Raw genomic sequence first — 22,109 nt, 5'->3', positions numbered from 1 at the left:
ATGATGGGAATTAGTCACAGTTGTAGAGCTTTTCTACACAAGAACGGACAGGTTATGATTCGCGTCAGATGGAATAACAGGAAGTGTGAAGTTGGCTTTTCTGTAGGTTGCAATGCTGATCTTGAAAAATGGGATAATGAGAACCAGAGAGTCAGATACAACACTACTCATAAAGTTGGTGGAAAGGTATATGTTGCCCGTGATATTAATAATCGCATTTCTCAATTTTTGGAATGTATTGAAGAATCTTTCACAGAGTATGGTGTACATTCCCAAATCCCTACCACAAAAGAGTTGGTTAATGAGAAGCTGGGGAGAATAGAAAAGGAGATAGTAGTAGTTGGTTCAATAGAGAGAGAAAAATCTTTTCGTGAAATTTTCAATGATTTCTTAGAAGTTTGTTCTATAGAAAGAAGTTGGAGTGGATCTGTACATCACAAATATGTTCAAGTATGGAATCAATTAAATAGCTGTGATCCAGACATTTCTCTAGTGATACTTGATGAGAATAAAATGACAGAATTAAAAAAATGCTACGTGAAGAATGGATATCGTAATCGTACCACTGTAAAACAATTCAGAATATTAAAATCTTTTCTTAGATGGATTGCTGCCAATGGTTATCCTGTAGGACAAGGAGTACTCAACTGTAAGGTAAACTTAACTGTGACTAAAAAAGAAGTTACTTTTCTGAAATATAAAGAATTACTCCATTTTGCATCTTTCCAATTTCCTAAAAGTAAAGAGTACTTAGATAGAGCTAGATATATATATTATCCAGAGTTTTAATAATGCTTCTTTTCAATTCATGATAAATGTTGAATCCCATAATGCTTAATTGCTTGGACGTAATTGATAATTCTAGGGTACTTGGTTAGTCAATATCTTAAAATCTTTAGCAAACCAATCTGCTGATTTAGTTTTGTTGTAAAACTAAGATGGTCAAGGTAATCAATGAAAGCTTGCCATTTACTGCTGTCTATGCTTCCTAAATTGAAAGGAAATCCACTATTTAAATTATTTATACGAATCAGCAGTTGACAATCATCTACCTTTTTGCTTGTTAAAACGTTATTATTAAGTTAATTATCTCATTAATTATTTATCAATCTTATTGATAATCAGTATATTATAATAATAAAGTCCTCGTTGTTCTAATAATGATTCTCAAGGAGAAAGAATTAAAACTTATAAAAATATATATGTATATCTGCGATGTTTACGAGTCTTCACTCAAATTCTACTACCAGAAGTTCAGTAATAACAATCATCCTTTTGCCAAGGAATACCTGCTTTCATGGTTCCTCGACTTGTCTTCTTCTTACCAAGCATTCAATTATAGATTGATTTTGATGCCAGAAGCAATTAGGGAACTTGTCTGGCTGTTAATTCATTCAAACCTCAAGATTGTGGCAGTATGAAATCATTAGTCGACCCAATGCCTATCATTACTTGCTCGGGAAAGAACAGAGCAGGAAAGATGTCCACTGAGATTACTTCCAGAGGATATTATTCGACAAAAAACGTATATTACTTCGGACTAAAACTCCATGTAGTGGCTTTCCGTAGAAAAGGAATTATACCTTTTTTCTTGAAATGCTTATACTTTCCGCTGCGGATGAAAATGACTCAACTGTATTGTATTCAAAAGAGTAAGGTGTGGGAAATCAGAACAATAGAGAAATATATGCCGATAAAATATATTCAGATATACTATTCTATAAAGAGACGCAAGAATGCAAAAAACTTTCGTTATTTACTCCTGTAAAAGCTATCAAAGGAGAATCACCTGAAATAACCAAAAGGGAGAAAGTGGCAAGAGACTTGTTTTCAACGGCAGTTTCTAAAGTCAGACAACCCATTGAATAATTGTTCAACTGGTTGAATGAAAAAACAAATATTCAAAGAGCGATGAAGGTCAGATCTACATCTGGGCTTCTAGTACACACGATGGGAAAAATAGCCATCACATTGATTACCCTAATTTTTAACTAATGAATCAAATATAGATTCGCATTATTTATACTTTCGGTATAATATATGGCTACATTGTGACTGTCATAATATAGGCGAAGTTCTTGCCGAGTAGTATCAAAACTTATTCCTATTTGATGCCAATCTCCCTCGTTTAGGGTGTTTTTTCTACAGTTGGTCGGTAATCATGTTGTACTCCATTTCTATTGCTTACAGATAGCATGTAGGAACCATTTTTTGAGTGGTTAATAGTTATCCTTTATTTTTATTGGAATTAAATTTTTTATTACTTAATAACGCTTTTGCTCCTAGATGGTATTTCGAACTACTTTTCGTTCAGAGATGAGAAAAAAAGAAACGCTTGCCTGATTATTCAATTGATTCAGTTCAATTCTATGTCTATAGGTGGCATTAATTTCCAATAGACAAAGCTTTGTCTGAAGTTCCGGTGATATATCGGTAGGGATCATTATATTCATCAGGGATTCCAAATTCGATGTTGGTCTGTTGTGTGGAATGAATTTGGTTGTTTCTTGTGGGACCATAAATAATTCCTTGTTTTTTCCAACGTGTCAGGAAATACTCTAATGATTTTCGGAAACGGACGTAATCTTTTTGTATTGGGAGCGTCCAAAAAACTTCTGCATATGCACCTATGCGAGGGTAAATATGATAGTTCATACTTTCTACAGTGGGGATCCATTCTCCCCACATCTGACAACTGGCTCCGAGAATTTGAGGAACTAAATGTACTGGGAAGTTTTCCGGTACAGGCTTGAATTCATAGGCACGTTGCAATGAAATAGGTTTGAACTCGTATGTCGCTTGTAAAGAATCATATTCATAACTATAATTTAAGTAGGTAAAATTGTTGTAAGAGTTGACTATATGCTGCCCTTGTTCGGCAGTACGTTGCAGTATGTCGGAATCTCCTTTCCAAAATTGTACGATAGTACCTGGTGCTAAACGTTCGGTTCCTTCTTTATCTCCGCTTTGAAAGTGGTGTAGTTTTTCGCCTGTAATGTCATTCCACCCCATCATACGCCACCCCTTTTGAGCAATTACTTTCGACATTTGGTTTGTGAACCATACTTGTATGTCGGAAGCGGAAGAAAATCCTTTTTCTTGAATAAATTTTTGGACAGAAGATGATGCATTCCATTGGTCATACCGAACTTCATCTCCACCAATATGTAATATTCCCGAGGAAAATAACGTGGTCACTTCATCTATGACATCATTAAGAAAATTCAAAACTTTCGGATCTGTAACATTGAACACGTCGTATTGAACTCCGAAATTGCAGGGTACTTTTATTTCTTTTCCTGTTGCACTTAACCAAGGATAAGCTGCAATAGCAGCAGCACTGTGACCGGGCATTTCAATTTCAGGAATAATAGTTATATGTCGTTCGGAAGCATATTTTATAATACTACGGATTTGTGTCTGGGTATAGAATCCGCCATGTGGCTTGCCGTCGTAATGGTGACTTTCGTACCATTCCATTTGGGTAGAGTCGCGAAATGCTCCGATTTCCGTGAGACGAGGGTATTTTTTTATTTCAATGCGCCAACCTTGATCATCGGTCAGGTGCCATTGAAACACATTCATCTTTAGCAAAGCCATTTCATCCAGAATTTGCTTTACTACCTTTTCTCCTTTAAAATAACGTCCTTCGTCCAACATAAATGAACGCCACGAAAGTGCAGGATAGTCAGTTATGGTCAATTTTGGGATTATCCATTTTCCTGCTTCCGATTTGATAAGTTGGCGCAACGACTGAATGCCGTAAAATATGCCCGTTGCCATTTGGGCGCGGATAGTTATTTTCATGTCAGTTACTTCCAACTGATAGGCTTCTTTTTCTTCCTGCATGAAGGAAGCATCGTAGCAAAGAGAAATATCAGCTTTGGAAGGTTTTACTATTTGGGATTTTAATCCGAAGTCTTCTGTGAGTACCTCTTGCAGTTTCTTCAGTTCTTGTGTAAAAAGCGGATCTGCTCCTATTTTTACGTTGTCTGTTAGATTATAGTTACCTTGTTTTATTGATACTTGTTGTGGATATGGAATAAGAAGAAGGTTCCTCTCGGTAGCCTTTCCTGAGATACATATTAATAACATTGTAACGCATATAAATAATACTTTTTTCATGGCTAAATAGATTTAAATAAGAAAAATTGAGGACGTGCGTAAATGCGGAAGTCACGAACTATTCCCGTTAAAAATGCGCCTTCACGTGAAGGTAGGCGGATAGATTTTACTTTATATATTTCATTCATGTCAATGATTATACAGTGTGGATGATGTCCCGGTTTATTTGGACTCGTATGCCAAAAAGAAGAAATGTCGCTATCTATTAGATTTTCAGCTATGCCAATATTTTTATCTGTTTGTTCATTATCAGCGTATACAATTCTGCAATAAAATAGGGACCACCTTTTTGGTATCGATCTACAATCTTAAAATATCATCTCCTAAGACTCCATTGATAGCAGGAAATACTCCCTCAAGATGACCGGCTTCTATTTGCCCTCCTCTGTCACATGTGAGAAGTGGAATGTCGAATCCTGCTTTTTGAATCATATTTTTTAAAGCACTCAGATATATCTTATCATCGCCATAAGAACCATATTCATTCTCCAATTGTACCATGAGGATGTTGTCCCCTCGGTTAATAGTTTGTGAAGATAGTTCTTCTCCCAATCGCATAATATACCTTTCACATGCTTTTAAAAAGTGTTCATTTCTACTTCGGAAAACCATACCTTCTTCATTTAAGAGCCTATAAGGATATCCTCCAAAGTCCCATTCCGCACATACATAGAGGCCTGGACGTAATAATACATAAAGACTTTCTTCTTGTGTCAATTTTATAAAATGAGATAAATCAGCTTGACCTTTGAAGTCAAAAATATCTGGTTGCCTTTTATGAAAATTCCCCAAAACGTAAGTAGATATGGTATTTAATCCCATTGCTTTTGTTCTTTTCAAACGGTCTCTCCAATATTCGTGAGGAATACACGAATAATGCATTTCACCACAAATCAGTTGTGTCCTTTTTCCAACAATGAGGAAAGAACCATTTTCTATTTTAAAACGTTGCTGGGCTGATGTTAATTCGCAACATAGTATAAACACTATTAGAAAGAATACTTTTATCAATTTCATATTTTAAATAAAAAGCTTAATCACTTTTGAAGTATTATGGAATGATTGCTGGATTGTAAAATATACTTTTGCAATATTTTTTAATACTTATTTCTTTTAAGTTGTTGTTGTATAATGTAATTTTGCGATACAAAGTTAGAAATACACTATGGTTATATGTGTTATTTTTTGATATATCTTTTTATAAATTTGATACAATATGAAAAACTCTGAAAAATACCTTTTACACTACCTGACTGCTAATTATTCAAATACTGCTAAATGGGGGATTTTATGTACTACAGTGGGATATCAGATTGTGGCCCCACGTTGTCATTATCCATTGTCTATACATCCAGACAATTATAACTTTAAGAGATATGGTAGGATACTTCATGAATATCAATTTGTCTATATTGTAGCAGGGAGTGGGTATTTCACTTCTGATTCTTGTGCAACTACCAAAGTATCTGCAGGTACGATAATTATGTTGTTTCCAGGCGAGCGACATACCTACCGACCGGATGCAAATACAGGTTGGACTGAATATTGGGTGGGTTTTAAAGGGGATGGAGCAGATGAATGGATACGTAATGGTTATTTTTCCCCTTCAACTCCCTTGTTGAATATCGGTATTAGTCAATCTATTCTTGAGCTCTATACAAATATTCTTGAAGTTGTTGAGGAAGAACGTACCGGATATGCAGTTTTTATTGCGAGTATTATATGCCATATGTTGGGAGAAGTGTATTATAAAAGTCAATGCCGGATTAATACTTCTGTTTTGGATAAAATAAATCTGGCAAGAATTATGATGCGGAAAAACTTACATACGAATAAGACATCGGAAGCAATAGCAACAGATTTAGGAGTTAGTTATTCATGGTTTAGGAAAGCTTTCAAAGAGAACATCGGAATTTCACCTGCTCAATATCAATTGCAACTTAAATTGAGTAAGGCCAAGGAGCTTCTTACAAATACGGATGATTCCATATCGGAGATTGCTTATCAATTAGGATTCGATAGTGTTAGCCATTTTTCTTTGTTTTTTAAGACAAAAGAGGGGGTTACGGCAAGTGAGTTCAAAAAATATGCAAGACCTAAATATTGATTAGGGATATTCCAAAAATAACTGAAATAAGGGGATCAGATAGAACTTTAACATTTTTGAAGTCAGGCTTATTTAATATGTTTTACAAAGTAGTTTTACTTATTAATGAGATATGCAGAATTTGCAAGACTTCGTATGTCGAACGTTCTAGTTACATATCATATTGGATAATGGCTACGAGACAGTAAGTGATGATAGTCACGCTAATCTGTATTCGGACAGCGTTCTCAGCGGTTCCCTGAAAAATCTTTATCTTGAGGTGTTGCTTCAGCCATTTGAAGCACAGTTCGACTAATCACCTTTTATAAAGATTGGCAACATTGAGTGTGGATAAGTGTTTGGTGTCTATCGGGAAAGTGAATCATGTTCATCTTCTTCATCACAGAAGCGGACGAACTTGAATGTTTCAGACCGGAGTTTTGGATAAGAAATATACTTAAGAATTAGTTAGAATACTTTATTATATGTATCATTATAGTATAAAAATCAAATAAAGGTTCTTCTTCAAATTTGGTGATAATCTTTTTTTATTTCTTAGCCTCACCTCTTTTTCCTCACGGTCAAGGAATTGTTCCCCAGTGAGAAACTGTAATTTTCCCGGTATATAAAAAGAAAATCCCCGAAAATAGGGGATTATTCCATAATTTCAGATTCAGTCTTGGCTACGATAATCTACAACAAGATGGTATCTCTGAAGATGTTGGTTCATTGACGGTCTTTCTATATACGGCCGGCAAGGGGGCTTCCTGTCCTTATTGCGGACATTTCAGTCACTAATTGCACAGTTGCTACTCCTAACATATTCAGGATTTTGAAGTTTACGATCATACTTTGGAGTTAGTCATAAGGGTTGGTAAATATTATTGTGACAATGTTTCTTGTCTGTAAAAAATATTCTGCGAACCATTGTCTTTTCTGGTTCGTCGGTATGGTAGACGGAGCTATCTTGTTGAGGAACGCATCAGATCGATAAGCTTGAAACTTACCTTCCGAAAGGTTTCTTTTCTTTTGCAATTGTTTCATATAACGGTCAGTAGCTCTTCCTGCTTACGCATCCTACAACAGTACGGGCAACATAATCTTCTAATGCATAATAAAAAGTATTGATGTGGGTATTGATGATTTTGCCTATAAAAAAGGTAAGGATTATATGGGGGTGGTCGTAGGCCAGATGACACCTATTGCTTTGTTAGAGGATAGAAGCGGAGAAGCACTTGATAACTGGCTCATCTGGAATCCTCAAATACAATATATGATGAGAGACCGTGGAAGATGTTTCACAGAGTCTATAAACAGAATAATCCCCGGTGTTACACAAATCTGCGACCGGTTTCATCTAATCAAGAATATGACGGATACGATGATACCGGAAATAGAGAAAATAATTCGTCAGACCAAGTAAAAGCTCAAATATGAATATCCTGACAGAGATACGGCTTCTTCGTTAATTCTCCAGAACATATTTACCATGGGAGATGCCCGACACAGAGAAAAATTGAGGATATACAGGGAAAGTCTGAATTTAAAAATGCAGGGGATGATCATTGAGCATACAGCCACACATTTGGGCAAGAAAAGCTGCTACATTTATAAGAACATTCACAACAGAAGAATAGGAGCATACTTGAATGGGAAACAGAAGACTGCTCTTAAATATGTATCCGAACTGGTTACAATCATTAGTGCGGGTTGTATTAACCGGAAAATATTGGCAAAAAATGGGGAGTAAAATCAGTGGGGCACTTATTGGAAGGATAGCATCTGGCTTGCGAAGAATGTATCACCAAAAGAGGAAGGAAGTCAAGGAGCATAATGAGAGAATTGAAAACAGAAGTAAAATACAGAGAGTTTCACAGAATCAGATATGCCAATACATTCTAAAGGGAAAATCGGATAATTCTAAACTAGCGGAACTGTATAAGTCCTCACCATAGATTAAAGAATTTTTAAACGTATGTACGAATTTCAGAGGTATGATCAATGGGAATACTTATGATAAGGATATTAGAAAATAGATTGAAAAAGCGAATGCAACACGTAACATGGCACTGACGAACTTTGCATATGGTATTGAAAAAAGACAGGGAGACAGTACAGGCAGTCATTGATGTCCCCTTCAGTAACGGATTACTGGGAGACCAGTGAATAAAATTAAAGCGGTCAAAAGACAAATGTTCAACAAAGCCGGAATAAAACTACTAAGAGCTAAGATTCTGCATTCATAATAAGAGGAATACCACCAAATTTGAAGAAGCCCCCGATGTAATATCAAAAAAATATGAGTGAATAAAAAATACATGTACGGTCAGAATCATAAATTAATATATCATTTTCATAAACACAATGCGTATATGATTGCGTAATTTTGCATTATTAATTATTTATATCAATATTAACCTTGCTAAAATTTAAGATTATGGGCACGTGAAAAGCAATTAAAAAAATCTACTTAAATGAAGTACTCGCATTTTTAATATACCGGTATTATTTATAGCGTTAACTTTTATATCTATTAATTTTAAGCTATTGAATATGAAAAAAAAACATTATTTAGTTACGTTGTTTGTAACGTTGCTTGTTCTCTTCGCCATTTCGTGCGGAGATGACAATGAAAATGCTAATGATACTCAGCCTCCCATGATTGAGTTTCTTGGCGAGGAACTTGAAGGGTTGCCTGGTGAAACCGTGAATATTAAGGCTAAAGTGACGGATGATGCTGGTATTAACTATATTCAGATTGAATGTGCAGAGTTTGAATTTAGTGAAAGAATTCCTTTTAGCGATCAGAATTATATTACAGAATATGACTTGATACAAGCTGTGATTATTCCTGGAAATGTAGAAAGAGGTTCTGTGGGTGAAGTAAAGGTTGTTGTTTATGATCATTCGGGTAAATCGAAAACTGAAATACTGAATGTATTGGTTACACCTGAAGCTCCTCGTCTTGAAATCAGACAGGAAATGGGTTTTAATATTGTATTGAATGGTGGTGTCGCTCACGTCGATAATAATGATGTAACATTCAGTGTTGCAGATAATTTGGTATTACCTGTTAGCCTTATCATGGAAAGTAATAGGACGAAATTAAAGACTCTCACAGTGAAAGGCACGGCATTGGGTATTGATGAAACAATTGATTTAACCGCTATAGCAACGGACGAAGGACGCCATGTTGAATTTACTAAAGATTATCCGATAAGTACAAGCGGTGATTTGGACAAAAAACAGGTTGTATTTACGCTGACGGATGAAGACGGAAATACAGCTAAATATGATCCAATGGTTTCTGTCAAATCGACTTTTGCAGAGCATAATCAGAAACACACTAAGATATTTACGTTGGATACTTCAATTGATTTAAGTAAAGTTGTGTTTGGACTTCCGATGCTGGCGGAAAAGAAGAGTGTGGAAAGCTATAAGTTTACAGCTTCTTATTTTGCTCCGGTGACTAATACAAGAATTATCTTTGTAAGTAGTAAGGATCCAGAGACTCAAGTAAAGTATGGAATTAGTAATGATGGACAGTATATCATAAAGTCAGATAATCCGAATCCGATTATATTGGAGAATGTGGGACATTACGAAATAACTTTTGATTTGCTTATGGGTACTTACGATATAAAAGCTTTGGATAAAAAGGCTTCGCAATTTGAAGAAATGTATTTTGTTTTTGCTTGGGAGGATTATCCGCCAATGTCGCAGTTTGACTCTGAGAATGCTCCTGCAGTTTGGACGATTGATTATAATTTATCTCGAAGTGGTGTTGATGTATCTTTTGGTAAAGGTGGCGCTGAATGGATTGTAGCTACAGGTGATGATAATCATGATCCGGAAATATGGTTGCTTAAAGAAGATAAAGACAAGTATCCAGGAGCGTGGTTTTTTGATACAACTTTAAATGATAAGATGTATGGAAACTGCCATATTGTCTTTGATAATTTCTTAATGAGGGCTTATGCCATTCAAAAATAGTTCTAACCTCTATTAAATAACAGGATTCCGTAACATTCATCGATGATATATATGACCTATCAATGTTGCGAGAGTTCAACAAAACCTTATTCATATTATGAAATTTAATATTATTCGAATATTGCTAATTACTTGCTTACTATCATCACAGGTAGGGATATGGGCACAGACCAAAAGCATTACGGGAACAGTCTGCGATACAAATGGAGAAATGATTATTGGAGCTAATGTGACCGTTAAAGGAACTACAAAAGGTACTATTACCAATGTCTATGGTATTTATACTGTGAGTGCTACTCCGAAAGATATAATTGAGATATCCTTTATCGGATATAAAAGTGTACAGAAAAAGGTTGGCAACAGAGGAATTATCAATGTAGTATTGGAAGAAGATAGTAAAATGCTGGATGACGTGGTGGTTGTCGGTTATGGTACGACGAAGCGGGCAAACCTTGCCGGAGCAGTAGCTACTGCCGACCAGAAAGCATTTCAGTCTAAACCTTCAGCTACACCGATTAATGCGCTTCAGGGATTAATCCCCGGATTAGTCGTTAATAGAAGTAACGGTCAGGGAAGCCGTCCCGGTGACGAAGCTACTTTTAGTGTTCGTGATGTCTCTTCTGTAAATGGCGGTTCGCCTTTGGTACTTATTGATGGTGCAGAGGGAAATATAAATTTTTTGAATCCTAATGATATTGAGAGTGTCTCCGTATTGAAAGATGCTCAAGCCTCTATCTATGGTAATCGTGCTGCTAATGGGGTTGTATTGGTCACTACGAAATCTGCTGCAAAAGGTAAGGTGAAAGTTGATTTTAATGCTTACTATGCTTTTAAAACACCTGGAAGGGTAAAAGAGAAAGTAAACTTACTTCAGTTTGCCGAAATGGACAGAGAAGCTTGTTCCGACGGTTCGGATAATCCTGTATACTCTGAAGATGAGCTGGACTTGATTCGTGAAAATAATGATAAGGTAGTGATGGGTGGGTATCTTGGTTTTGCTAAGCATTATCAGTATCATGACTGGACGAAATCTCTTTTGGGAAAAAGCTCAGGGCTGCAAAATTACTCTTTGAATGTATCCGGGGGAACAGACAGATATAACTTTTATGTATCTGGCTTCTATCAGTCGGAAGATTCTCCTTTAAAATTTGGTCACGATGATAGTAAACGTTATTCACTGCGTGTGAAAAATGAAGTGAAGGTTCTAGAAAACCTTTTGTTCCATTCCAATATTTCATATACGGCACATGATCATGATTTTTCTTCAGCTATCGGCACTGCTTTGGCATGGGGGTATAGACAACCACCTTGGGCACCGCTTTATACTCCGTCTGGTAAATTTTATTCTTGGCAAGGATATGGTAATCCAGCACAAGAACTGGAAGAAGGAGGAAATACCCTTTATGCCAACGCTATTACTACTTTCAATTTTGCATTGGACTGGAATATTTTACCTGAACTGAAAATTTCTGGACAGGCTATCCTGAGAAGACAGGTAAATGATGATACCACTAATGGAGGAAAATATGCTCAATGGAATTGGGATGATTCGCTGAATAGATATAATACGACTGAAAATTGGGCTTCAAGAGCTTTCTCTAAACAATGGTACCGTAACTATAATGTTTATGCGGAATATCATAAACTATTCGCTGAGAAACATGATTTGAAGGTCATGGCGGGTGCACAACATGAAGAATTCTCTTATGATACTTTCTCGGCTACGCGTAAGAATTTTACAAGTGATAATTTTAATCTGGCATTAGGTAGTTCGAAGGATCAGGAAACAGGTGCTGCCACTTGGGCGGAAACGTTGCGCTCTGTGTACGGTCGTTTGAGTTATGTATACAATGACCGTTATATTGTTGAGATTAATGGCCGGTATGATGGAACTTCTCGTTTTGCTCCAGGGCATCGTTGGGGATTATTTACAGGATATTCTGCTGCCTGGCGTCTGTCTGAAGAAGATTTTATTAAAGATTTGAACATTTTTGACCAGTTAAAAATAAGAGGTTCCTGGGGGCAAATGGGTAATTGTCAGGGGGGGATCGGACGTTATGACTATATTCCGATTATTAACATCAGTTCGGATTGGCCTTATCCATTCAACAAAGAGGAGAAGAGTCAGCAGGCATCTTCCAACATGGTCTCTTTGGCACGTACTTGGGAGAAACTGGAAGTAACAAATATCGGACTGGACATAGCAATACTTAATAATCGTTTGAGCGCCAGCGTAGACTGGTTCTATAAGAAAAATAAAAATATGTTGATTGCTGTAGATTATCCGAGTCTGTTGGGTGCGACTGCTCCGGCATCCAATAACGGTTCTCTTGAAGTGAAAGGTTGGGAAGTTTCTTTGGCATGGAGAGATAAGGTGAATGATTTTTCCTATAGTGTTCGTGGTAATATTTCTGATTCTCGCAATAAGGTTACTAATTTGGGTGGATTTTCCGGACTGCGCTCGGGCTTAATATCAAATATTCAGGGTTATTCTACCAATGCATATTTTGGATATCAATCAGGAGGAATTATTCGAGACGAAGCTACTTTGCGCGAGTATAAAAAAATGAAGGGAGTTCCGGATAATCTGCGTGTGGGTGATATGATGTATCTGGATCTCGACGGTGATGGAGCGATTACTGCGACGGGTGATCCTAAACGTGGATATCAGGGTGATCTTGTGTACTTAGGTACCAGTAATCCCCGTTATAATTTCGGTTTGAATATCGATATGGAATGGAAGGGGTTTGATCTAAGCATTTTTTTTCAAGGAGTGGCCAAACGTAAAGTTGTACAAGACGGAGAACCTTTGATACCTTTCTATCCTGACTGGCATTATCCATTGTCCGAATTCTATCATAATACTTGGTCTGCTGACCGTCCGAATGCTAAATATCCGATATTGACTCATGACGATGACCGTAACTTATGGAACTATCGTACATCGGATAACCTGTTGGTGAATGCGGCTTATGTACGTTTAAAGAATTTACAGTTTGGTTATACCATTCCTCGCTTTTTGACTCAGAAAATAAAGGTAGATCGTTTGAGAGTTTATTTTAGCGGAAATGACTTGTTTGAAATTGATAATATTCCTTTCAAATATGATCCTGAAGATAATGGGAATTATTCTGGGTATCCGTTTATGCGTTATTTCTCGTTTGGTGTAAATCTTAATTTTTAATTGATTATGAAAAAGAATATATTTTATAGTTTTATAGTGGCTATACTATTGTCTTCCTGCCAAGGAATGGATCTGATGCCCGCAGATAAAATGTCGGATGGTGACTATTGGCTGACGGAAAATGATTTTAAAATTTATGCGAATGGCTTATATCCTTCTTTAATGAAATTTAATGGGGATGATAATTTAGCCCAATATGATCAGAAAGCGGATTTGTCAACTTCTTATTTTGGATTTAACAGTGTGAGTAATGGTCGTTGGTTGCCATCGGAGAGTGATGGAGTATGGGATGATTGTTATGCATATCTACGCAAGATTCATATTTTATTGGAGCATGTCGATGCCTTGCATACTACTGATCCAAAGATTCTTCGATACAAAGGAGAAGCGTTGTTCTTCCGGGCATACCAGTATTTTAAGTTGCTCAATCGTTTTGGAGATGTCCCTTTAGTTACACATTCTTTGGATATTGATTCTCCTGAACTGTTTATGGAACGTACGCCCCGTAAAGAGGTAGAAGATGCCATCTTGCAGGATTTGTATGATGCTTCACTATTATTACCAAAGAAGTCTGAAATGGCAGTAGCCGAAACCGGACGTATAACCAGTGGGGCAGCCGTGGCTTTCAGGGCAAGAGTAGCACTGTATGCCGGAACCTGGGCTATAAATCATAAACATCGTAGTGATGGACTGGCATTATTGGGGATTGCCAAAGAATGTGCCCGGCAACTTATTTTCGACAAACCGGAATATGATTTATACTACGAAGCGTCATTAGGTGCGGATTCATATCGTAAATTGTTTTTGGAAGATGGTGATAATTCGTGCGAGTCTATTCTTGATTATCAGTATGCTAAGAACATGAAAGGAACTTTCCATGATATGGCTGATAAGGTTAGCGCTGGTTATCTTTTGGCAACCAAGAAGTTTGCCGATATGTTTTTGGATAAGAATGGTGTTCCTATTGATAATGTAGAAACGTGTTTCCAGGGTTATGAAAGTGTGCAATCGGAATATGAAGACCGTGATCCGCGTATGACTTGTGTCTTGCAGGTGCCTGGCCGTAAATATATTTATGTTAGTCAACATGGTGTGGCTACTGAATGTCCGGTTAGTTTTATGGGTATTTGCTCTACAAATACCGGATATCGTGTGTGGAAGTATATCAGTGAACTACCTGATATTTATCATGTAGGGGCTTATTACAATGCCCACATTATCCGTTTTGCAGAAGTCCTGTTGATTTATGCAGAAGCTACCTATGAGCTGGAAGGCGAGATTAGTGATAATGATTTGAATAACTCTATTAACCGTATCCGTAAACGTGTAGGAATGCCGGATTTAACTAATGAGTTTGTTACAAAGTATGGCTTGGATATGCGTGAGGAGATCCGTCGGGAACGTACGATTGAACTCTGTTTTGAAGCCAACCGGTATGATGACCTTCGTCGTTGGAAAACAGCTGAAGTAGAGATGCCGCTACCGTTGAAAGGCGTAAAGTTCTCTAATTATGCAGACGAGAATGAAGAATTGAGTCCATCTTTGGATAGTGACGGATTTGTAATAACCGAAGATAACCGTAAGTTCCGTCCGGGACGTGATTATCTAGCCCCATTGCCTACCAAACAGATAAATATGAGCAACGGTCGACTAAAGCAAAATCCGGGTTGGTAAGTAGAATCTGATTGAGTATATTTGAATGCCTCTCCTTTGAACTTTTCCCCTTTTTAACAGAAGGACGAAGGAGGGGGATTCAATAAAACAAATAAACTTTTATATGATGAACCGATTTTTTATAGTTCTGATTTTTGCTTTTTCCTTGAGTTCACTTTTGGGAATACAAGCAACTGAAGGAAAATGGATCGCCCCTTCCGATGCCAATCATCCCAATACGTGGATGACTTTCCGGAAAGACATTATCTTGCCAAAACGTCCGGAGAAGGCGGTTGCACAGATTGCCGTGGATAGTAAGTATTGGCTTTGGATTAACGGACAACTTGCTGTTTTTGAAGGAGGAGTGAAGCGTGGACCGACTCCGAAGGACACCTATTACGATGAGGTGGACTTAGCCCCTTTCTTGCAAAAAGGGAAAAATCAGATAGCTATATTGGTCTGGTATTTCGGTAAAGAGGGCTTTTCGCACAAGAGTAGCGGACAAGCTGGATTGCTATTTAATTTAGAAAGTAAGAAATTTGTTTTGGGTAGTGATGAAACGTGGCTTTGCCGGATTCATCCTGCTTATGGGAGTGCGGATGCACCTTATCCTAATTTTCGTTTACCGGAATCGAACATTCGTTTTGATGCTCGTAAGGATATGACGGGGTGGCAGACAACTGAATGTCCGGAAACGCTGGGATTTAGTAACGCACTGGTGTTAGGAACATGGGGAGAAGCTCCTTACAATAAACTTATAAAACGTCCTATTCCGCAATGGAAAGACTTCGGTATACGTTCTTTTGAGTCTATGCGCAGATTGAAAGGAGAACAACAGGATACGCTGATTGCCTTGTTACCCTATAATTTACAGATGACTCCAATATTGGAAATAACGGACCCTGTAGGGGGAAACTGCATCGGCATTTATACGGATAATACATATGCAGCGGGAGATATTAATCTGAGAGCTGAGTATATTACTCGTCGAGGTCGGCAATCTTATGAATCACTAGGCTGGTTGAATGGACATGAGGTTTATTTTATTCTGCCTAAAGGTATCGAAGTTAATGGATTGAAATATCGTGAAACGGGCTATAATACAGAAATGACCGGAAGTTTTAGCTGTGATAATGATTTTGTGAATCGTTTTTGGAAGAAGGCCTTGCGAACCCTTTATGTTAACATGCGCGATACGTATTTTGATTGTCCGGAACGTGAACGTGCGCAATGGTGGGGTGACGAAGTGATTTTAATGGGAGAGTGCTTTTACACTTGTTCATCTTCCGTTTATGCTTTGATGAGTAAGGGCATCAAGGAGTTGATTGCTTGGCAACATTCTGATGGAGCACTTTCTTCACCGATTCCGGCGGGTAATTATGATAGTGAATTGCCGGGACAGATGTTAGCCAGTATCGGATATTATGGCTTTTGGAATTATTATATGAATACCGGTGATCGCGAAACGATAGCGCAGGTTTATCCGGGAGTGAAACGCTATTTGGAGTTATGGACATTGGATAGCACGGGGTTAACAAATTTCCGTGGAGGCAGTTGGACTTGGGGGGATTGGGGAGAACAACGGGATATTCGGCTTATCTTTGCCGGTTGGCATTACTTGGCCTTAAAAGGTGCTCGGCAAATGGCACAACTTTTGGGAGAAACAACTGATGCTAATAATTACAGTCGGCAGATGAACAAGGTGAAAGAGGGGTATAATCGTTGCTGGAACGGATATGCGTACAGGCATCCAGAGTATAATGATTGTACGGACGATCGCGTACAGGCCCTGGCTGTTGTTTCCGGTATTGCTGAACAAGATAAATATCCGTATATCATTGACTTGTTTAAGAAGCAATTCTATGCTAGTCCGTACATGGAGAAATATGTTATGGAAGCACTCTTTGTAATGGGTGAGGGCAAGTATGCTATGGAACGTATGCAAAAACGTTTTGCTCCTATGGTGAACCATCCTTTCTATACCACCTTGTTTGAAGGCTGGGATATCGGTCCCAATGGTTTCGGTGGCGGAACTGTAAATCATGCCTGGAGTGGTGGTCCTCTGATTGTCATTGCCCGTTATGTCTGTGGTATAGAGCCCTTGGATGCAGCTTATAAAACATTTCGTATAGCACCGGATGATACCTATTTGCATCAGGCGGCTATCACCATACCTACTATAGCCGGTGAGATACGTTCTTCTTTTGAATCGTCGGATAAAGATTTTAAAATGGAAATAACGGTTCCTAAGAATACACAAGCTATTCTGCAACTGCCAAATTCGGTAAATGGAGAGGTTCGTGTGAATGGTAAGGTTCTCTCAGAACAGGGCTGTGCTTTATCTGCCGGAACATATACCATATTAGCAAAAAAAATAGATAAATTTAAAAATTTAAAACCATGAAGAAAATGAGTATATTTCTTTGCTTTTCATTCCTGCTTTTACCTTTTGCAGGATGTTCAGATAGTGATAACGGTACAGGTGAAAGTAGTGGAGGCGATGGAGTTTCCCTAGAAGATATTAGAGTCATTCCATTGCCACAATTTATAAGTTATGGACGTGGAGCATTTGCAGTAGATAAAGATGTTACAATCAGTTGCACAGCGGCAATAGAAGATGAAGCCACTTTGTTGGCAGGTTATTTAAAAGAAGATCACGGTATGGAACCGGTGGTCAGTAAGGATAAGACAGATGCTACCATTCAGTTAGTAATAGATCCGGCGTTGACGGTGAAGGCCGAAGGCGGATATCGGATAGAAGTTGCCAATAACAAAATCGTGTTAACGGCTAAAGATAATTTGGGGATCTTTTACGGATCACAAACTGTTCGGCAATTGATTACGTTGCAGGGCAATTTATTTGTGGTACGTGAAGTTAGTATCTCAGACTATCCTGTTTTTTCATGGCGTTCGGTGATGCTTGACGAAGCTCGTTATTTCAAAGGGAAAGAAGCTGTGAAGACGCTTCTTTATGAAATGGCACGCTTGAAGATGAACACCTTTCATTGGCATCTGACGGATGATCAGGGCTGGCGTATTGAAATAAAGAAATATCCTAAATTGATTGAAGTCGGTTCTAAACGTAAATGCTCCGGTTTGGGTTGGGAATGGGAAAATGATCAATTTGATAATATTCCTCAGGCTGGTCACTATACTCAAGAGGATATCAAGGAGATCGTGGCTTATGCCAAGAAATTGAATATAACGATTGTTCCGGAAATAGAGATTCTGACGCATAGCTCTGCAGCAATTGCTTCCTATCCTCAGTTGGGAACCACTAAAAAACAGATAGAGGTGGAATGCAGAATGGGGGTGTTTAGTGAAATAATTGATGTCTCGGATGATTTCGCTATACAATTTATGCATGATGTGCTGGATGAGGTGATGGCTTTGTTCCCGGGTGAATATATTCATATTGGTGGTGACGAAGCACACGGAAATCATTGGGCTAACTCGCAGTCTATTAGGAGCCTGAAAAATAGTCTGGGCATTACGGAAAATTTTGAATTACAGATTTGGTATTTCAATCAGATAAATAAATATCTGAATGAAAAAGGACGAAAAATGATGGGTTGGAGTGACATGGCAGGCCCCGTAGGAGTTGCCTCTAAGATGGCGGTAGATATGCCTGGAGCTATCTCTCAATATTGGGCAGGTTCGGTAGATGTCTTGAATCATTCGTTAAGATTAGGCTTTAAAGTCGTGCAGTCGCACACGGATTTTGCTTATTTCAATGCAGGGCTACAGAATGCCTATCTAACAAGTTGTATTCCGGAAAGAGTAGATGCTACTAAAGTAAAGAATATAATTGGTTTTGAGGCTTCTTGCTGGAGTGAATGGGATTCAACATTGGAAAAAACATTTGACCATATCTTTCCCCGTATTGCAGCTTATGCCGAGACGGCTTGGAGCAAGCAATCGGCAAAAGATTACACAAACTTTAAGTATCGTTTGTCTCCGATGTGGGATTTATGGAAGGCACGCGGTATTTATGTCGGAGGAATGGATGAGAAAAACTATCCGGGACCCGGTTGGTGAGGAAAAAAGGGAGAACTGAATATTATATAATGTAAAAGTATACGACCATGAAAACCGTAAATGCAGTATACTTTCGGCGAAGGACTATCTAATGAAAGAATCCTTGAAGGCATGGTCAAGCCTTTCGCAAGTTAATCTTTTAATACTAAAATTACATATAAGTATGAAAATGAATCTCCATTGTTTTGCGAATCTTATTTCAATAATGATTCTCGAGCTTTTCTCAAATAGCGGACTGATAAACGCAACCGAATTCGGAAAACGTACTGACGCATTGGAAGCATCAGCCTGGAACGAATCCAAATGGATTTCCGCAGTAGATGCCCCTGTAGTGAAAGGACATAACAACGGTCGCGCAGCCGATGGCGCGAGTTGGTTCGTGTCCACCGTGAAAAACGAACAGAAAATTGTCTCCGCCAAGTGGATGACCGCTGGACTAGGAGTTTACGAGTTATATGTGAATGGGAAACCCGTAGGCGGGGAATTCCTGAAACCGGGCTTCACACACTATGCCAAGACTAAACGTTCTTTCACCTATGATATTACAGACATCATCCGTACCAAGCCAAACGCCGAGAATATGCTCTCCGTACAGGTGACGCCGGGATGGTGGGGTGACAAAATCATAACCCCCGGAGGATATGACGGCATGATAGGTAAGAAATGTGCCTTCCGTGGTGTACTGGAACTGACTTTCTCTGACGGAAACAAGAAGCGTTACGGTACTGATCTTAAAAACTGGAAGGCCGGAATTGCCGGTCCGGTGAAACATGCCGGTATCTTTGACGGAGAAGAGTACGATGCACGCGAACCGATGGGTTACGAATGTGTGGACAAACTCTCCACACCCGAAGAGAACACCGAATTCTCCGGTGATATCCTGCCTTCGGACGGGGCGGAAGTCTATCTGCGTACAGATCTCGCCCTCGCTCCTGTCAAAGCATACGTTTGGAAGAATGTAGAAGGAGCAAAGGAGAATGAGTTTGGTAAGGTGATTATCGCCCGTGAGTTCGCATCGGGTACGGAGATGACCGTAAGTCCGGGAGAGACATTAGTGGTGGACTTCGGACAAAATTGTGCCAGCGTACCTTCTTTCGTATTCAAAGCTGCCGAAGGAACAGTGCTGACCTGCCTTCCCGCGGAATTGCTCAATGACGGCAACGGCGCCAAGATTCGTGGAATGGATGGTCCGGAAGGAAGTTGCCACCGTGAAAATCTGCGCATCCCCCACACTGGTATCCGTCTGGATTATACCTTTGCTAGCGGAGATAACTATGTGGCCTATTATCCTCACTGCACCTTCTTCGGTTACCGCTATGTCTCCATAACTTCCACTGGGAATGTTGCCATCAAGTCGTTGAAGTCCATTCCCGTTACTTCCATCGCAAAGGAACTGGAAACCGGCACTATCACTACAGGCAACGACCTTGTGAACAAGCTCATCTCCAATACTTATTGGGGGCAGCTATCCAACTATCTGTCTATACCCACCGACTGTCCGCAACGCGACGAGCGCCTGGGATGGACAGCAGACACACAAGTGTTTGCCGAAACCGGTACGTTCTTTGCTAACACTATGAAGTTCTTCCACAAGTGGATGCGTGACATGCGCGACACCCAGAACAGTTTGGGCGGATTTCCCGGAGTGGCTCCCTTGGCACAATACGGCGATGAGAAAATGCGTTTGGGTTGGGCCGATGCCGGAATCATTGTGCCTTGGACGGTATGGAAACAATTTGGTGACACGCAAATCATTGAGGAGAACTGGAACGCTATGGATTTGTTTATGAACTACATCAACGATACAAAGTATAACCACGAGACCCTCTGCGGGGAGAACGGTAACTACCAATGGGCCGACTGGTTGAGCTACGAACCGCTGGAAAGTTGTAGCGGACTGGCTTTCTCTCCCCAAGGTCCGCTTCCTGATGCCGTCAGCTACTGGAACTACTTGAGCGCTTCCTATTGGGTGATAGATGCTTCCATGATGCGGGATATGGCTGCCGCCACGGGGCGCGATGCTGCCAAGTACCAGCAAATGTCTGATTCGGCAAAGGCATACATCAAAGAGAATTTCCTCAATGAGGACGGTACCTTCAAAACCGCCATTCTCAACACTATGCAAACTCCTGCCTTGTTCGCCCTGAAGAACCAGCTTTTGGAAGGCGAAGCCAAAGCGAAGATGATAGACCGCCTGCGCAAAAACTTCGCACAACACGATCTTTGCTTGCAGACCGGATTCCTAGGCACATCTATCCTTATGGCCACCCTTACGGAGAATGGCATGGAAGACATTGCCTATGAACTCCTCTTTCAACGTAAGAACCCAAGCTGGCTATATTCTGTGGACAATGGAGCCACCACCATTTGGGAGCGGTGGAACAGCTATATGATAGACAAAGGAATGGGACCACGCGGCATGAACAGTTTCAATCATTATGCCTACGGATGCGTATGTGAATGGATTTGGGAAACCGTTGCCGGCATCGCAGCCGATCCCGCCACCCCTGGCTTCAAGCATATCATTATGAAGCCTATTCCGGACAAGCGGTTAGGACACGTGACTGCCGAATACCGTTCCGTCTCCGGACTCATCAAGAGTGCCTGGAAATATGAGGGGGACACCTGGATTTGGGAATTTACCATTCCTAAGGGCGTTATCGCTACCGTAATCCTTCCCGGAGAGATGAAGTCAAAGGAGTATGTAAGTGGAACTTACAAGGTGACCAAATAGTTTCTCATGTAGAATTTTATATTAAGAGGTTTTATAAAAATACTTGTTAATGAAAATGAGGTTGTCTAACAAGTGCCGAAAAAAGAAATCTCTGTCAGAGTTCAGTTCAGAAGGGGGTGAAATCGTTGAGAAGAGCCTTGTTAGACAGTCTTAAATTTTTTAATTTGGGTATTATGACACACATTCTTTTCTCTCGTTTTGGCAAAATGTATGTCTATGTATTTATTTATTATTTGGTAACTATGTACAATCTTACAGCTTAATTCTTGTTGAAATATTTTGTTATAATATAAAGT

At 39.2% G+C, this 22,109-nt stretch carries 14 protein-coding genes and 1 pseudogene; 11 read left to right on the top strand and 4 right to left on the bottom strand.

Annotation, left to right across the window (positions count from 1 at the left end; translation table 11 throughout):
* Window positions 1-54: 54 nt before the first annotated feature.
* The 3 genes from CGC64_RS16515 (at window position 55) to CGC64_RS19190 (ending at window position 1,869) form a co-directional block, all read left to right on the top strand.
* A complete protein-coding gene (locus tag CGC64_RS16515) occupies window positions 55-789 on the top strand; it encodes a hypothetical protein (RefSeq protein ID WP_229127080.1) in 735 nt (244 codons plus the stop codon).
* Window positions 790-1,202: 413 nt separating this feature from the next.
* Window positions 1,203-1,421, top strand: a complete 219-nt coding sequence (locus CGC64_RS19195) for a hypothetical protein (protein WP_224241879.1) — start codon at window positions 1,203-1,205, stop codon at window positions 1,419-1,421.
* A 238-nt stretch (window positions 1,422-1,659) separates the two neighbouring features.
* Window positions 1,660-1,869, top strand: coding sequence for a hypothetical protein (locus CGC64_RS19190; protein ID WP_005678441.1), 210 nt, complete (start codon window positions 1,660-1,662; stop codon window positions 1,867-1,869).
* A gap of 516 nt (window positions 1,870-2,385) precedes the next feature.
* Here CGC64_RS19190 and CGC64_RS16505 read toward each other — a convergent pair.
* From CGC64_RS16505 to CGC64_RS16500, 3 genes are all read right to left on the bottom strand, one after another.
* On the bottom strand, window positions 2,386-4,125 hold the full coding sequence (locus CGC64_RS16505; RefSeq protein ID WP_005678442.1) for a beta-N-acetylhexosaminidase: 1,740 nt from the start codon (window positions 4,123-4,125) through the stop codon (window positions 2,386-2,388).
* A 2-nt stretch (window positions 4,126-4,127) separates the two neighbouring features.
* Window positions 4,128-4,346 (bottom strand): discoidin domain-containing protein, encoded by a 219-nt coding sequence (locus CGC64_RS19365; RefSeq protein WP_373587534.1) that lies wholly within the window; start codon window positions 4,344-4,346, stop codon window positions 4,128-4,130.
* A 79-nt stretch (window positions 4,347-4,425) separates the two neighbouring features.
* A complete protein-coding gene (locus CGC64_RS16500; protein WP_005678443.1) occupies window positions 4,426-5,142 on the bottom strand; it encodes a beta-galactosidase in 717 nt (238 codons plus the stop codon).
* Window positions 5,143-5,341: 199 nt separating this feature from the next.
* Here CGC64_RS16500 and CGC64_RS16495 point away from each other — a divergent pair, with 199 nt between their 5' ends.
* Entirely contained in the window at window positions 5,342-6,232 is an 891-nt protein-coding gene (locus tag CGC64_RS16495; protein ID WP_005678444.1) for an AraC family transcriptional regulator, read from the top strand.
* A gap of 85 nt (window positions 6,233-6,317) precedes the next feature.
* Here the strand turns inward: CGC64_RS16495 and CGC64_RS19185 are convergent.
* Window positions 6,318-6,658 (bottom strand): annotated as a pseudogene (locus CGC64_RS19185) (IS4 family transposase); the annotation flags it as partial.
* A gap of 682 nt (window positions 6,659-7,340) precedes the next feature.
* On the opposite strand from CGC64_RS19185, the gene CGC64_RS19180 reads away from it, so the two are divergent.
* From CGC64_RS19180 to CGC64_RS16455, 7 genes are all read left to right on the top strand, one after another.
* Window positions 7,341-7,634, top strand: coding sequence for a transposase (locus tag CGC64_RS19180; RefSeq protein ID WP_055171713.1), 294 nt, complete (start codon window positions 7,341-7,343; stop codon window positions 7,632-7,634).
* Between the two features lie 1,130 nt (window positions 7,635-8,764).
* Window positions 8,765-10,204 carry a hypothetical protein gene (locus CGC64_RS16480; protein WP_005678450.1) on the top strand — a complete coding sequence of 480 codons (1,440 nt, stop codon included), beginning with the start codon at window positions 8,765-8,767 and terminating at the stop codon, window positions 10,202-10,204.
* A gap of 97 nt (window positions 10,205-10,301) precedes the next feature.
* Window positions 10,302-13,388, top strand: coding sequence for a SusC/RagA family TonB-linked outer membrane protein (locus CGC64_RS16475; protein WP_005678451.1), 3,087 nt, complete (start codon window positions 10,302-10,304; stop codon window positions 13,386-13,388).
* A gap of 6 nt (window positions 13,389-13,394) precedes the next feature.
* The gene (locus CGC64_RS16470; RefSeq protein ID WP_005678452.1) at window positions 13,395-15,062 is read left to right on the top strand and encodes a RagB/SusD family nutrient uptake outer membrane protein; all 1,668 of its coding nucleotides are present in this window, start codon (window positions 13,395-13,397) and stop codon (window positions 15,060-15,062) included.
* A 103-nt stretch (window positions 15,063-15,165) separates the two neighbouring features.
* Window positions 15,166-17,445 carry an alpha-L-rhamnosidase-related protein gene (locus CGC64_RS16465; protein ID WP_005678453.1) on the top strand — a complete coding sequence of 760 codons (2,280 nt, stop codon included), beginning with the start codon at window positions 15,166-15,168 and terminating at the stop codon, window positions 17,443-17,445.
* Window positions 17,442-19,079: a beta-N-acetylhexosaminidase gene (locus tag CGC64_RS16460; protein WP_005678454.1), complete on the top strand. Its 1,638-nt coding sequence runs from the start codon at window positions 17,442-17,444 to the stop codon at window positions 19,077-19,079. Before CGC64_RS16465 ends, CGC64_RS16460 begins: the two co-directional genes overlap by 4 nt.
* Before the next feature lie 163 nt (window positions 19,080-19,242).
* On the top strand, window positions 19,243-21,813 hold the full coding sequence (locus tag CGC64_RS16455) for a family 78 glycoside hydrolase catalytic domain (RefSeq protein WP_032855333.1): 2,571 nt from the start codon (window positions 19,243-19,245) through the stop codon (window positions 21,811-21,813).
* Window positions 21,814-22,109: the final 296 nt, after the last annotated feature.

Source organism: Bacteroides caccae (genome assembly GCF_002222615.2).
Lineage (GTDB): Bacteria > Bacteroidota > Bacteroidia > Bacteroidales > Bacteroidaceae > Bacteroides > Bacteroides caccae.
This window is presented reverse-complemented; position numbering and strand designations above follow the sequence as displayed.

Bases quoted from the DNA above. Each gene is read 5' to 3' on its own strand.
- CGC64_RS16475 (WP_005678451.1), top strand. From the start codon at position 10,302: ATGAAATTTAATATTATTCGAATATTGCTAATTACTTGCTTACTATCA.
- CGC64_RS16505 (WP_005678442.1), bottom strand. From the start codon at position 4,125: ATGAAAAAAGTATTATTTATATGCGTTACAATGTTATTAATATGTATC.
- CGC64_RS19195 (WP_224241879.1), top strand. From the start codon at position 1,203: ATGTATATCTGCGATGTTTACGAGTCTTCACTCAAATTCTACTACCAG.
- CGC64_RS16480 (WP_005678450.1), top strand. From the start codon at position 8,765: ATGAAAAAAAAACATTATTTAGTTACGTTGTTTGTAACGTTGCTTGTT.
- CGC64_RS16500 (WP_005678443.1), bottom strand. From the start codon at position 5,142: ATGAAATTGATAAAAGTATTCTTTCTAATAGTGTTTATACTATGTTGC.
- CGC64_RS16455 (WP_032855333.1), top strand. From the start codon at position 19,243: ATGAAAATGAATCTCCATTGTTTTGCGAATCTTATTTCAATAATGATT.
- CGC64_RS16470 (WP_005678452.1), top strand. From the start codon at position 13,395: ATGAAAAAGAATATATTTTATAGTTTTATAGTGGCTATACTATTGTCT.
- CGC64_RS16460 (WP_005678454.1), top strand. From the start codon at position 17,442: ATGAAGAAAATGAGTATATTTCTTTGCTTTTCATTCCTGCTTTTACCT.
- CGC64_RS16515 (WP_229127080.1), top strand. From the start codon at position 55: ATGATTCGCGTCAGATGGAATAACAGGAAGTGTGAAGTTGGCTTTTCT.
- CGC64_RS16465 (WP_005678453.1), top strand. From the start codon at position 15,166: ATGATGAACCGATTTTTTATAGTTCTGATTTTTGCTTTTTCCTTGAGT.
- CGC64_RS16495 (WP_005678444.1), top strand. From the start codon at position 5,342: ATGAAAAACTCTGAAAAATACCTTTTACACTACCTGACTGCTAATTAT.